7 protein-coding genes are annotated in these 13,071 nt (G+C 68.0%); 4 read left to right on the top strand and 3 right to left on the bottom strand.

Going from position 1 to position 13,071, the window contains the following annotated elements:
• Positions 1 to 82 precede the first annotated feature (82 nt).
• The 3 genes from OGL92_RS06085 to OGL92_RS06075 all read left to right on the top strand — a co-directional run bounded on the left by OGL92_RS06085 (position 83) and on the right by OGL92_RS06075 (position 5,610).
• Positions 83 to 1,414 (top strand): deoxyguanosinetriphosphate triphosphohydrolase, encoded by a 1,332-nt coding sequence (locus tag OGL92_RS06085; RefSeq protein ID WP_263141702.1) that lies wholly within the window; start codon positions 83 to 85, stop codon positions 1,412 to 1,414.
• A gap of 28 nt (positions 1,415 to 1,442) precedes the next feature.
• Positions 1,443 to 2,561, top strand: coding sequence for an FUSC family protein (locus OGL92_RS06080; protein ID WP_263141700.1), 1,119 nt, complete (start codon positions 1,443 to 1,445; stop codon positions 2,559 to 2,561).
• Positions 2,562 to 2,661: 100 nt separating this feature from the next.
• Positions 2,662 to 5,610, top strand: coding sequence for an HD domain-containing phosphohydrolase (locus OGL92_RS06075; RefSeq protein WP_263141698.1), 2,949 nt, complete (start codon positions 2,662 to 2,664; stop codon positions 5,608 to 5,610).
• A 59-nt stretch (positions 5,611 to 5,669) separates the two neighbouring features.
• Here the strand turns inward: OGL92_RS06075 and OGL92_RS06070 are convergent, their stop codons facing one another.
• Entirely contained in the window at positions 5,670 to 6,008 is a 339-nt protein-coding gene (locus OGL92_RS06070; RefSeq protein WP_263141696.1) for a 50S ribosome-binding protein YggL, read from the bottom strand.
• A 256-nt stretch (positions 6,009 to 6,264) separates the two neighbouring features.
• Here OGL92_RS06070 and dacB point away from each other — a divergent pair, with 256 nt between their 5' ends.
• Complete coding sequence (gene dacB / locus OGL92_RS06065; RefSeq protein WP_263141693.1) at positions 6,265 to 7,719, top strand: D-alanyl-D-alanine carboxypeptidase/D-alanyl-D-alanine-endopeptidase; 1,455 nt, start codon at positions 6,265 to 6,267, stop codon at positions 7,717 to 7,719.
• A 117-nt stretch (positions 7,720 to 7,836) separates the two neighbouring features.
• On the opposite strand, the gene OGL92_RS06060 is transcribed toward dacB, so the two are convergent.
• Positions 7,837 to 10,650: a diguanylate cyclase gene (locus OGL92_RS06060; protein ID WP_263141690.1), complete on the bottom strand. Its 2,814-nt coding sequence runs from the start codon at positions 10,648 to 10,650 to the stop codon at positions 7,837 to 7,839.
• A 76-nt stretch (positions 10,651 to 10,726) separates the two neighbouring features.
• Positions 10,727 to 12,946: a bifunctional 23S rRNA (guanine(2069)-N(7))-methyltransferase RlmK/23S rRNA (guanine(2445)-N(2))-methyltransferase RlmL gene (rlmKL, locus tag OGL92_RS06055; protein ID WP_263141689.1), complete on the bottom strand. Its 2,220-nt coding sequence runs from the start codon at positions 12,944 to 12,946 to the stop codon at positions 10,727 to 10,729.
• Between the last annotated feature and the right edge of the window lie 125 nt (positions 12,947 to 13,071).

Here is a 13,071-nt window from a genome sequence, read left to right as displayed (position 1 = left end):
CCGATTCCGCGCGCTCGCCCTTGCGGCGCCGCATGCGAACCGGGAAGCTAGGCCCCTTTGGCATCGACAGAGAGAATCGGCATTGGATTGGCAGACCCTGCTCAACCGCGAACGACTCGGCAAACCGGTACGCAGCTCGGAAGAGCTGGGCCGCAGCCCGTTCCACAAGGACCATGACCGCATCATCTTCTCCGGCGCCTTCCGCCGCCTGGGCCGCAAGACCCAGGTGCATCCGGTCTCCAGCAACGACCATATCCACACGCGCCTCACCCACTCCCTGGAGGTCAGCTGCGTCGGCCGTTCCTTGGGCATGCGCGTTGGCGAAGTGCTGCGCGAGACGCTGCCCGACTGGTGCACCCCCGGCGACCTCGGCATGATCGTGCAGTCCGCCTGCCTGGCCCACGACATCGGCAACCCGCCGTTCGGGCACTCGGGCGAGGACGCGATCCGCCACTGGTTCCAACAGGCCAACACCCGCGGCTGGCTGGACGCGATGAGCGAGGCGGAGCGCGGCGACTTCCTCAGCTTCGAAGGCAACGCCCAGGGGTTCCGGGTGCTCACCCAGCTGGAATACCACCAGTTCGACGGCGGCACCCGCCTCACCTACGCCACCCTCGGCGCCTACCTGAAATACCCCTGGACCGCCCGCCACGCCGAAGCCCTCGGCTACAAGAAGCATAAGTTCGGTTGCTACCAGAGCGAGCTGCCGCTGCTGGAGCAGATCGCCGCCAAGCTCGGCCTGCCGCTGCTCGAGCCGCAGCGCTGGGCGCGCCATCCCCTGGTCTACCTGATGGAGGCTGCGGACGACATCTGCTACGGCCTGATCGACCTGGAAGACGGCCTGGAGATGGAGCTGCTCGACTATGCGGAGGTCGAGGCGCTGCTGCTCGACCTGGTGGGCGACGACCTGCCGGAGACCTATCGCCAGCTCGGCCCGAACGATTCGCGGCGGCGCCGCCTGGCGATCCTCCGCGGCAAGGCCATCGAGCACCTGACCAACGCGGCCGCCAACGCCTTCGTCGAACAGCAGGACGCGCTGCTCGCCGGCCGCCTGCAGGGCGACCTGGTGGAGCACATGCATGGCGCGGCCCAGCGCTGCGTGCTGCAAGCCAAGGCCATCGCGCGGGAAAAGATCTTCCAGGACAAGCGCAAGACGCTGCACGAGATCGGTGCCTACACCACCCTGGAGATTCTCCTCAACGCCTTCTGCGGCGCGGCGCTGGAACAGCACGGCGGACGCACCCCGTCGTTCAAGAACCGGCGCATCCTCGACCTGCTCGGGATCAACGCGCCGGACCCGCACTGGCCGCTGTACCGCTCCTTCCTGAGGATGATCGATTTCATCGCCGGCATGACCGACAGCTACGCCACCGAAATGGCCCGCGAGATGACCGGACGCTCCAGCCCGGTGTAAAGTCGCCGGTCACTTCTTGGGATATTCGATGCGCAAGCTGCTCAAACAATGGCTGCACTGGCACGCCGGACCACCCGCCTGGGGACCGGCGCTGATCGCCGGGATCGGCTGCGGCGGGCCGCTGCTGCTGGGTCTGTTCAGTGCCCATATCGGTTTCATATGGGCGGCCACCGGTGCCTTCCAGGCGGCCCTGACCAACCCCCTGCACCGCTTCGGCATGTTGCGCATGCTGCTGCTCACCGCCCTCGGCGCGTGCAGCACCGGCCTGGGGTTCTGGGCCGCCAGCCATGCCCTGCTGAGCCTGCTGATCTTCGCCGCCTACGGTTTCCTGCTGGCCTGGCTGCAACGCTTCGGCAGCGAGCTGGGCAAGCTGGGCGTCGGCCTGGCGGTATGTGTCTGCCTGGGGCAAGGCCAGGCCGGCATCGGTGCCTTGCCCAACGGCCTGGCGATCGGCGCGTTGTTCGCCATCGGCGGACTCTGGGTGATGCTGCTGGCCTTCGCCCTGCGCGGCCTGCACGGCCTGCGCATGTGGCCGCACCTGCCACGCCTGCGTGGGCTGATCCGGGTGCTGCGCCGGCACGCCAAGCGCCTGCCCCGCCATCTCTGGCTGATCCATGCGCTGGCCTGCACCCTCGCCACCGCCCTGGCCGGCCTGGCGGTCAACCTCAGCGGCATGCCGCGCGGGTACTGGCTGACCCTGACGGTGGTCACCACCATCCAGATGGAACTCAACAGCAGCCTGGAGCGCGCCGTGCACCGCTGCCTGGGGAGCCTGCTGGGCGCAGTGATCCTGATCCTGTTCGGCCACTGGTTGGAAACCCCCGGCTGGATGGTCGCCTGCATGCTGCCGCTGATCGTGCTCAGCCGCGCCTTCATCGCCCAGCACTACGGCCTGTTCGTGCTGCAGACCACGGTCTGCTTCGTGTTGCTGGCCGAGAGCCTGGCGCGCGACTGGCACTTGCCCGAGGTACGCCTGTACAACACGCTGCTCGGCGCCGTGCTGGCGCTGATGGTCTCCACCCTGGCTCACCAGGCCCGCAAGCGTTGGGCCCGACGGTCGCGCGCGGCGGCCCGGGCGCCCCTTCCGGCCGACGAAGCCGAGCCGCTCGCAGAGCCTCCGCCGCCCGAAACGCCCCGCGCCGACTGAGCGCCGCCGCCCGACAGGAACCGGCGGGTCCGTCGGCCTGCGCCTGCCGCTGCGTCTTCTATGCTGCTGGGACCGCCGCGATGGATATCCGGAGCCTCGCATGCCGTCCCAGCAGCCTGACCGTCGTTTCCCGTTGCACGTCCACATCGGTCTTCTGTTCACGCTGCTGTTGATCCTCAGCGGCGTCATCCTCGGCCTGTTCAACTACTGGCAAACCAGCCAGATCATCCTGTCCAGCAGCGAACAGCTCTTCGCCCGCATCCGCCACGCGGTGGAGCGCGACTTGCGCGACACCTATAGGCCCGTTCGCCAGGCCCTCGGCGTACTGGCTCTGGACGGAGCCATAGGCGCAACGGATACCGCGCAACGCCTGAAGCTGCTGCCGGCCTTCGCCCAGGTCCTGCGCGACAACCCCCAACTGGCTTCGCTCTACCTGGGCTACCGGACGGGCGACTTCTTCATGGTCCGGTCCTTGCGCAGCGAGGCCCTGAAGCGCCTGTTCGACGCGCCTGCGAAGGCGGCCTACCAGGTCTGGACCCTCGAGCGCGACGGCACTGGCGTCACCCGCGCCGCCTCGCTGTTCTTCGATGCCGGCCTGGGCCCGCTGGAACGCCGGGACATCGCAGACGAAACCTACGATCCGCGCACCCGTAGCTGGTTCGACGCCGCGCGGGGCGCCAGCGGGCAGATCGCCACCATGCCCTACGTCTTCTTTTCCAGCCAGGAAGTGGGCACCACCCTCGCCCGCAGCGCCGGCGTGGACGCGGTGATCGCGGCCGACCTGACCCTCGCCGACCTCTCCGCCGCCCTCGCCGCGCAGCGCATCTCGCCTTCCACCGAAGTGGTGCTGTCCACGCCCGGCGGCGAGGCCGTGGCCTATCCCCACGACGAACGCCTGATCGCCAAGGAAGGCCCCACCCACCTGCCGAAGGTGAGCGAACTCAGCCCCGCGCTGGCGGCGCTGTTCGCCCAGGACCAAGTGGAGGATCGCCAGGCCGTGATGCAGTTGGCGCAGCGAAGTTGGCTGGTGTCCTCCAGCCGGATCGCCGAAGGCGGCCCGCAAGGGCTGCGCCTGACCATCCTGGCGCCGGAGGATGAATTGCTCAGCGAAGCCCAGCGCATCCGCTGGCAAAGCGCGGTGCTCACCCTCGGCATCCTGCTGCTGTGCGTGCCCCTGGGCTGGCTGCTCTCGCGCATTCTGGTGCGCCCGCTGCACGCGTTGGTGGCGAGTGCGGAGGCTGTCCGGCGCTTCGACCTGTCCCATCCGGCCGCGGGCCGTTCGCCGATCAAGGAGATCGACCAGTTGGCGGTGTCCATGGCGCGCATGAAGGAAACCCTTTCCAGCTTCCTCGAGATCACCGCCAGTCTCTCCGCGGAAACCCGCTTCGATACCTTGCTGCAACGGGTGCTGCGGGAAACCGTGGAGATCGGCGAGGCCAGCGGCGGCCTGATCTACCTGGTGGACAGCGAGAGCGGCCACCTACAGCCCCAGGGACTGATCCTCCACGGCGAAACGTTCGACCCGCGCGGCAAGGGCCTCGGCGGCTACGACCCGAGCGATCCGCGCCTGCCCCACTGGCTGGCGCAACCGGCGCGCGGCGGCGCCAGCGTCGCGTTGTCCCTGGGCTACGACCAGGCCGAAGGTTTCGAAAGCCTGCTGTTGCAACTGAGCAGCCCGCGCATCCACCTGGTCAGCACCGGCCTGCACAACCGCCAGGGCAGCACCCTAGGCGTGCTGGTGCTGCTGCATCGCGACAGCGGCGAAGGCAACGCCCCGACGCTGCTCCGTCCCGAGCGGATCGCCTTCGTCGAAGCGGTATCCGGGGTCGCCGCGCTGTGCATCGACAGCCAGCGGCTGCTGGAGAAGCAGAAGCACCTGCTGGACGCCTTCATCCAATTGATCGCCGGTGCCATCGACGCCAAGAGCCCTTACACCGGCGGGCACTGCCAGCGGGTGCCGGAAATCGCCCTGGCTCTGGCCCGCGCCGCCGCGGACAGCCAGGAGCCGGCATTCCGCGCCTTCGACCCCGGCGAGGACGAGTGGGAGACGCTGCACATCGCCGCCTGGCTGCACGACTGCGGCAAGGTCACCACCCCGGAATACGTGGTGGACAAGGCGACCAAGCTGGAAACCCTGTACAACCGCATCCACGAGATCCGCACCCGCTTCGAGGTGCTCAAGCGCGACGCCTGGATCGCCTACTGGAAAGCCCTCGCCGAAGGCGCAGCCGGCGACGCCGAGGCAGCGCGGCGCGACCGCACCCTGGCGGAACTGGATGCCGACTTCGCCTTCGTCGCCCGCTGCAACCTCGGCGGCGAGGACATGGACGAGGCCGACCTGCGGCGTTTGCGCGAAGTCGCCGAACGCCGCTGGCTGCGCACCCTCGACGATCGCCTCGGCCTGTCCTGGGAAGAAGCCCAACGCGTCGAGCGTCAGCCGCCCCCGGCCCTACCGGTGTGGGAAGCGCTGCTCGCCGACCGCGCGGAGCAGAAGATCGAGCGTCCGCCCAGCGAATGCCTGGCACCGGACAACCCCTGGGGCTTCCAACTGGACGCGCCGGCGTTCAAGTTCGATCGCGGCGAGCTGCACAACCTTTCGGTACGCCGCGGCACCCTCACCGCGGAGGAGCGCTACATCGTCAACCACCACATGGTGCAAACTATCCTGATGCTCGAACGGCTGCCTTTCCCGCCGCACCTGCGCAACGTGGCCGAGATCGCCGGCGGGCATCACGAGCGGATGGACGGCACCGGCTTCCCCAGGCGCCTGAAGCGCGACGACATGAGCCTGCCGGCGCGGATCATGGCGATCGCCGATATCTTCGAGGCCCTGACCGCGGCGGATCGGCCCTACAAGAGCGGCAAGCCGCTGTCCGAAGCGCTGGGGATCATGGCGATCATGTGCCGCGACGGGCACATCGATCCCGACCTGTTCGGGCTGTTCCTGGATTCCGGCGTCTACCTGGACTACGCCAGGCGCTTCCTCGCCGCCGGGCAAATCGACGCCCCCGAGCGGGACGCGCTACGGGCCACGGCCGGGTTGGCCTGAGCCTTTCCCCGGAAAAACGAAAGGGGCGCACCAGGCGCCCCTCGCGGACTCGTCTTCGCTCAGGCGTTGATCGAGTTTTCCGGATACCAGACGTCCATCAGCGGGCTGACGGTGAAACCGGCCAGTTCCTTGCGCCCTTTCAGCCAGGTCTCGACCTGCTGGCGCTGTTCTTCGTTGACCGAGCCGCGCTTGGCCAGGCAGACGAAACCGTAGTCTTCGCCGCCGACGTAGCCCAGGCCATTGGCAGTCAGGGCTTCCCGGGTCAGCAGGTCGAGGAAGGCGTCGATCTCGTCCTCGCCGGCGCTTTCCGGATAAGTCAGGGTCAGTTCGAAACCCAGCTCCTGGAATTCGTCTACACAGAGTTTTTTGCGCAGGCGACGGGAACGGTTGGTGGCCATGGAGAAGTCCTCTCGAGTGATAACGCGCGGCACTCTAACAGGTTAGGCCGCGCGCTGCCCGTCCCGCCGCCCGAACGCGCCCGGCGAACGGAGGAAAATCTCTCGCCTTCCATCGTCGATTAGCGCAGTACGTCACACCTTGCGGCATAATGCGCGGCAATTTCCCGCATCTACGTGGAAACCGCATGTCTGTCATCTTCATGTTCTCCTTCACTTATTCCTTCTTCACCCGCTCCCATCCAGGGGTCTTCATCTGATGTTCACATCCATACGTGCCCTGGCCCTCGTCGGCCTGCTCCTGCCTGTCGCCCTGCCGCTCCACGCGGCGCCAATCAACACCACCCTGCCGGCCAAGATCCAGCAGGCGCTGAAAACCAACAAGATCGGCAACGACTCCCTGTCGCTGGTGATGCTGCCGCTCAATGGCCCGGGCATCCAGACCCTGTCCAACGCCGACGTGTCGGTGAACCCGGCCTCCACCATGAAGCTCATCACCACCTACGCCGCCCTGGAAATCCTCGGCCCCACCTACCAGTGGCGCACCGAGTTCTACAGCGACGGTCCGCTCAAGGACGGCGTGCTGCACGGCAACCTCTACCTCAAGGGCGGCGGCGACCCCAAGCTGAACATGGAAAAGCTCTGGCTGTTGATGCGCGACCTGCGCGCCAACGGCGTGCTCAAGGTGACCGGCGACCTGGTGCTGGACCGTAGCCGCTTCGTGCCGCCGCAACTGCCGTCCTTCAACGACGACGGCGGCGACGAGAACAAGCCCTTCCTGGTCGGGCCCGATTCGCTGCTGGTCAACCTCAAGGCGTTGCGCTTCATCGCCCGTGCCGAGGGCGGCAAGGTCAACATCGCCTTCGACCCGCCGATCGAGACGCTGCACATCGACAACAAGGTGAAGGTCAAGCCGTCCGGCAAGTGCCCGGCCTGGCCGGACATCCGCTACAGCCCGGTGACCCAGTTCGACGGCACCACGCTGATCGCGTCCGGCGAGATGGTGGAAGGGTGCAGCGCCCAGTCCTACCTGTCGCTGCTCGACCATCCCAGCTACGCCGCCGGCGCGGTGCGGGCGATCTGGAAGGAGCTGGGCGGCAGCATCCTCGGCAAGGATCGCCTGGGCGACGTGCCCAAGGACGGCCAGTTGCTGGCGCGGGCCTTTTCCCCGGACCTGGTGGAGATCATCCGCGACATCAACAAATACAGTAACAACACCATGGCCCAGCAGCTGTTCCTCAGCATCGGCGCCCAGTTCCGCACCGAGGTCGATGCCGACGACTCCAAGGCCGCGCAGCGCGTGATCCGCGCCTGGCTGGCGCGCAAGGGCATCACCGCGCCGCACCTGGTGATGGAGAACGGTTCCGGGCTGTCCCGCCAGGAGCGGGTCAGCGCCCGGGAAATGGCGACCCTGCTGCAGGCCGCCTGGGAAAGCCCCTACGCCGCCGAGTTCATCTCCTCGCTGCCCCTGGTGGCGATGGACGGCACCATGCGCAAGCGCCTGCGGCGCACGCCGCTGGCCGGCGAGGCGCACATCAAGACCGGCACCCTGAATACGGTCCGCGCCGTGGCGGGCTTCAGCCGCGACGCCAACGGGCATACCTGGGCGGTGGTGGCGATCCTCAACGATCCGCGTCCCTGGGGCGCGTCCTCGATCCTCGATCAAGTGCTGCTGGAGCTGTACAAGCAACCGAAGAGCGGCGCCGATCGCTGAGTTCCGCGGGGAAAGCATCGGCGCTCGACCAGGCGTGTTGAAAACCGGTGGGGAACGCCACCGGCAGCACGCACGCCGTGCGTCCTCGCCGGTCCGATCCCGCGCCGGGACGATCGCTCAGGCGGTTTCCGGCGCCACGCGATCGCGACCGGCTTGCTTGGCCGCGTAGACCGCCGCATCCACCCGGCGCAGCAATGCGTCGGCGGTCTCGCCTTCGCGCCAGCTGGCCACGCCGAAGCTGGCGCTGATGTGCCCGACGCCCTCTACCGGCTCGCGACGTATCGCCTGGCGCAGCGCTTCGGCGAGTATGCGTGCCTGGGCGGAGTCGGTATCCGGGCAGAGCACGATGAACTCCTCGCCGCCCAGCCGGCACAGGCTGTCGATCCGCCGCAGGCGTTCGCCCAGTCGCTGGCAGAGGGTGCGCAGGACCAGGTCGCCGGCCGAGTGGCCGAATTCGTCGTTGATCCGCTTGAAATGATCGATGTCCAGCATCACCAGCGACAGCGCGCCGGCGTGCCGATGGGCGCGGGCGATCTCGGTTTCCAGGCGCTCGTTGAAGAAGCGCCGGTTGTAGACGCCGGTCAGCGGGTCGGTGATCGACAGCGCGCGCAGTTCCTGCTCGACCTGCTTGAGCCCGGTGATATCGGCCAGATAACCGTGCCAGAGCACCGAACCGTCGCCCTGGCGTTCCGGCGCCGCCTGGCCGCGCAGCCAGCGCAACCCCTGCCGGGGCAGTACCACGCGGTAATCCTCGCGCCACAGGGTCTGCTCCAGGGCCGATTGCTCCAGGGCGGCGTGGAAGCGCTCGCGGTCCTCGGGATGGATGCGGGCGAACGCCGGCGCCGCGTCCTCGCGCACCTCTTCCGGACTGACCTCGTAGACATCCCGCAGGCCGGCGCTGGCATAGAGGAAACGGCAGCGCCCGTCGGGTTCCCGGCAAAGCTGGTAGATGGCGCCCGGTAGCCACAGGGTGAGCTTCTCCAGCAGGCGGTCGCGGCCCTGGAGAATCTCGCGTATCCGCTTCTCTTCGCTGACGTCCATGGCCACGCAGAGGAAGCCGATCAGCACGCCGTAGGGGTCGCGGATCGCGGTAACGATCAGGTTGACCGTGAGGTGGCTACCGTCGCGCCGCACGTAGGTCCACTCGCCGGCCTCGTGCTCGTTGAGTTCGACGGCCCGCGCCACCAGGGCCTCGAACCCGACCACCGGCCGGCCGAGGTCGCGCGCCAGCGTCTGCGAACGCGCCTGGACTTCGTGCCACAGGTGCAGCGATTCGATGGAGGCCGAGCCGACCAGTTCGGCGGCCGCGTAGCCGAGCATGCGCTCGGCACCGATGTTGAACGTGAGGATCAGACCGCTGGGGTCGACGGCGATGATGGCGATTTCGGTGGCCGAGTCGAGGATACCGCTCAACTGCCCGTGGGCCCGCGCCAGCTCCAGTTCGGCGGCCTTGCGTTGGCTGATGTCGACGTGGGTGCCGATCATCCGCTTCGGCGCCCCCTGGCTATCGTGCTCCAGCACCTTGCCGCGCTCGAGAATCCACAGCCAACCGCCATCCTCGCGGCGCACCCGGTACTCGTGGCGGTAGTCCGGCGTCTCGCCGCGCAGGTGGGCCTGCAGGTCGGCGAGGCACCCCTCCAGGTCCTGGGGGTGCAGGCGGCTGCGCCATTCCGCCAGCGTCATCGCCGGCTTCTCCCTGGAATAACCGAGGATGTTCCGCCAGGCCGCCGAGTGATAGATCTCGCCGGTCTCGAGGTTCCAGTCCCAGACGCCATCGCCCGCGCCTTCCAGGGCGAACTGCCAGCGCCGCTCGCTCTCCTGCAATTCGCGCTCGCGCTGGCGCAGTTCCGCGGTGCTCTCGTCGACCAGCAGGAAGGCGCGGCGACGCTGGCTGGCGAGGGTATAGAGCAGGGTGCTGAGCAGCACACTGAGCGCCGTGCCGGCGGCCATGGCCAGCCAGGGCTCGGGCGTCCGGTTGCCGACCAGGAAGGCTTCGGTAGGGTGGATATCCAGGCGGAAGCGACGATCGGCGATCGCCAGGCTCTTGCGTACGTGCAGGGTGGACGCCGCCGGCTGCCCAGGCGAACGGTACAGCGGCGCATCGGGCAGCCGCGCCGCCAGGGGATCGTCCTCGGCGCGGCTCAGCACCAGGTAAAGATTGGCGTCGCTTTCCGGGCTGGAGCCCTCGCTCATCAAGCGCCGCAGGCTGAACACCGCGCTGACGAAACCGATGGGCGAGGCGACGCTGTCGTTCGTGGACGCCTCGATGTCGAAGATCGGCGCCAGCAGCGAGAGGCCGGTGGCATCCGCCTCGGGCACGCCGGGAAAGTGCAGCGGCTCGGACACCGCCATTTGCCCGCTGGCGCGGGCCCGCGCCAGGGTTTCCCGGCGAGTGGGCTGGGACATCAGGTCCAGGCCGATCGGCGCCTTGTTGATGCTGCTGGCGGCGACGAACAACACCGGGAAATACTCCGCGCGCTCGGCGGCCGGGTGCAATTGCCCGCGTTCGTCCAGGTCGCGGATCAGATAGCCCGCGATGCCTTCGCGCCGCGCGGCGGCCTCGAACGCGGCGCGCTCGCCGGCGGCGACGCGCGGAATCCAGGAATAGGCGAGGGAGCTGTCCAGCAATGGCGCCACATAGCGGGAAAATTCCGCGTGGTGCAGGTAACCGGGCTTGGCGAGGAAACGGCGCAAGCCATCGAGATCCTTGACGTGCTCGTCGAAACGCTGCTGAAGCACGTTGGCGCGCTCGCTGGCCGCCCACAGGAAGCGTTGGCGCACCTGCTCCTGGTAGAAATGCCGAGTGCCTACGGTGATCGCCGTGGTGAGCAGCATGCCGCCGGCCAGGGCCACTGCCGCGATGAACCAGGCGGGGGCGGCGGGACTGACGAAGCCGGAGCTTCGCGACCGGATTTCATCGTTGACAGTCATGCATACGGCTCGCAGATGACGCCGTCCATGGCGATTTCGGCCGGGTCCGCGACCCGACCGGCTGCTGGCACTTTAGCTAGACGGCGCTTAGACGCCAAGCGCGATGAATCCTCGGGTTACGGGCGAAATCCGGATCGAGGGTCTCGGCGCTGATCTCGGCCACCGCATAACGCGTCGAAATGCCTTCATCCAGCTGGAACTTGCGGAAGTTGTTGGAGAAATACAGCACGCCGCCGGGCGCCAGCCGGGCCATCGCCAGATCGAGCAGACGCACGTGGTCGCGCTGCACGTCGAAGACATCGTCCAAGCGCTTGGAGTTGGAGAAGGTCGGTGGATCGATGAAGATCAGGTCGTACTCGCCGCGGTCCTCGGCCAGCCAGGCCATGACGTCGCCCTGCTCCAGCCGTTGCTTGTCGGAGAAACCGTTCAGGGCGAGGTTGCGCCGCGCCCAGTCCAGGTAGGTCTTCGACAGGTCGACGCTGGTGGTGGCGCGCGCGCCACCCTTGGCTGCATGGACGGTCGCGGTCGCGGTGTAGCAGAACAGGTTGAGGAAGCGCTTGCCGGCCGCCTCGCGCTGGATTCGCAGGCGCATCGGACGATGGTCGAGGAACAGGCCGGTATCCAGGTAATCGGTGAGGTTGACCAGGAGTTTCACGCCGCCCTCCCGGACCTCGAGGAACTGCCCCTGGGCGCCCTGCCGCTCGTATTGCCGGGTCCCGCTCTGCCGCTCGCGGCGCTTGATCGCCACGCGCGCGGGGTCTACGCCGAGGGTCTGCGGAATCGCCGCGAGGGCGTCCAGCCAGCGCGCCTGAGCCTTTTCCGGGTCGATGGAGCGCGGCGGCGCGTATTCCTGCACGTGCACCCAGTCGCCGTAGAGATCGACCGCCAAGGCGTATTCGGGCATGTCGGCGTCGTACAGCCGATAGCAGGAAACGCCCTCGCGGCGTGCCCACTTGCCCAGTTGACGGAGGTTCTTCTGGAGCCGGTTGGCGAACATCTGCCCGCCCTCGGTCAACCGCGCCGCCTGCGCCACGGCCGGCTTCGGCTCGCGCCCCTGGCCGCCCTGCTCCTCGCCGGGTGCCTCCCGTTCACCGGCGTCGCGTTCGCGGCGCTCGCCGGTGACGAACTGTTCCAGTTGCACCTTGAACAGCAACAGCTTGCAAGGCAGCGCACCGTTCCAGAACGCGTATTGCTTGTGACTGCGCAGGCCCATGCGCTTGCCCAGTTCCGGCGCCCCGGTGAACACCGCCGCCTGCCAGCCGAGGCAGGCCTGGCGCAGCCTTTCGCCCAGGTGCTGGTACAGATAGAGCAGGCTCGCCTCGTCGCCGAGGCGTTCGCCATAGGGCGGGTTGCAGACCACCAGGCCCTTCTGGTTCTGGTCCGGGCGCGGCTCGAAAGTCGCCAGTTCCCCCTGGTACAGCTTGATCCAGGCGGACAAGCCGGCGCGCTCGATGTTGTTGCGCCCCGGCTGGATCAGCCGCGGATCGGCTTCGTAGCCGCGAATCCACGCGGGCGTGCGCGCCAAGCCGATCCGTGCGCGCGCCTCGGCCTCCTCATGCAGCCGGCTCCACAGGGCCGGCACGTGGCCGAGCCAATTGGAGAAACCCCATTTCTCGCGCTTGAGGTTCGGCGCCATGTCGGCGGCGATCATCCCGGCTTCCACCAGGAAGGTGCCGACGCCGCACATGGGGTCGGCCAGGGCGCCGCCCTCGGCGGCGAGCTTCGGCCAGCCGGCACGGATCAGGATGGCCGCGGCGAGGTTTTCCTTGAGCGGCGCCGCCCCTTGCTGCAAGCGATAGCCGCGCTGATGCAGGCTGTGCCCGGACAGGTCGAGGGACAGGATGGCCTCGCCCCGTTCGAGTCGCAGGTGGACGCGCAGGTCCGGATCGAGCTTTTCCACCGAGGGCCGCAGGCCTTCCGCGGTGCGCAGGGCATCGACGATGGCGTCCTTGACCTTCAGCGCGCCGAAGTGGGTGTTGTCGATGCCCGAGCCCAGGCCGCTGAACTCCACCGCGAGGCTGCCATCGGGTTCTAGGTGATCGGCCCAGTCGACCTCGCGCACGCCCTGGTAGAGGCTTTCGGCGTCCTGGGTGGGAAAGCGCTTGAGCACCAGCAGCACGCGGTTGGCCAGGCGCGACCACAGGCATAACCGGTAGGCCGTCTCCAGGTCGGCGAAGCCGCGCACCGCGGCGGTCTGCTCGCGCGCGTCCTCCAGGCCCAGGCTCCCGGCCTCGTCCAGCAGCAGCCCTTCCAGGCTTTTCGGGCAGGTGAGGAAGATTTCGTAACGGTCCGACATCGTTGTATCCAGTGCCTGTGGCAATCGAGAGGCGCAATGAGCCTCGTGAAAACGGGACAAAAGGTCGCACGGGACCCTTCGTCGGAATAAATACCGGGTGCGGACGAGAGCGATTCGCGATAGCA

The sequence above is a fragment of the Pseudomonas sp. RIT-PI-AD genome (genome assembly GCF_025642785.1).
In the GTDB taxonomy this organism is placed as follows: Bacteria; Pseudomonadota; Gammaproteobacteria; order Pseudomonadales; family Pseudomonadaceae; genus Pseudomonas_T.
Note: the sequence above shows the minus strand (reverse complement) of the source record. Positions and strands in the feature narration are given on the sequence as shown.

Excerpts from the sequence above, each read along its gene's own strand:
- OGL92_RS06075 (WP_263141698.1), top strand. The coding sequence starts at position 2,662 with ATGCCGTCCCAGCAGCCTGACCGTCGTTTCCCGTTGCACGTCCACATC.
- OGL92_RS06060 (WP_263141690.1), bottom strand. The coding sequence starts at position 10,650 with ATGACTGTCAACGATGAAATCCGGTCGCGAAGCTCCGGCTTCGTCAGT.
- dacB (WP_263141693.1), top strand. The coding sequence starts at position 6,265 with ATGTTCACATCCATACGTGCCCTGGCCCTCGTCGGCCTGCTCCTGCCT.
- OGL92_RS06070 (WP_263141696.1), bottom strand. The coding sequence starts at position 6,008 with ATGGCCACCAACCGTTCCCGTCGCCTGCGCAAAAAACTCTGTGTAGAC.
- rlmKL (WP_263141689.1), bottom strand. The coding sequence starts at position 12,946 with ATGTCGGACCGTTACGAAATCTTCCTCACCTGCCCGAAAAGCCTGGAA.
- OGL92_RS06080 (WP_263141700.1), top strand. The coding sequence starts at position 1,443 with ATGCGCAAGCTGCTCAAACAATGGCTGCACTGGCACGCCGGACCACCC.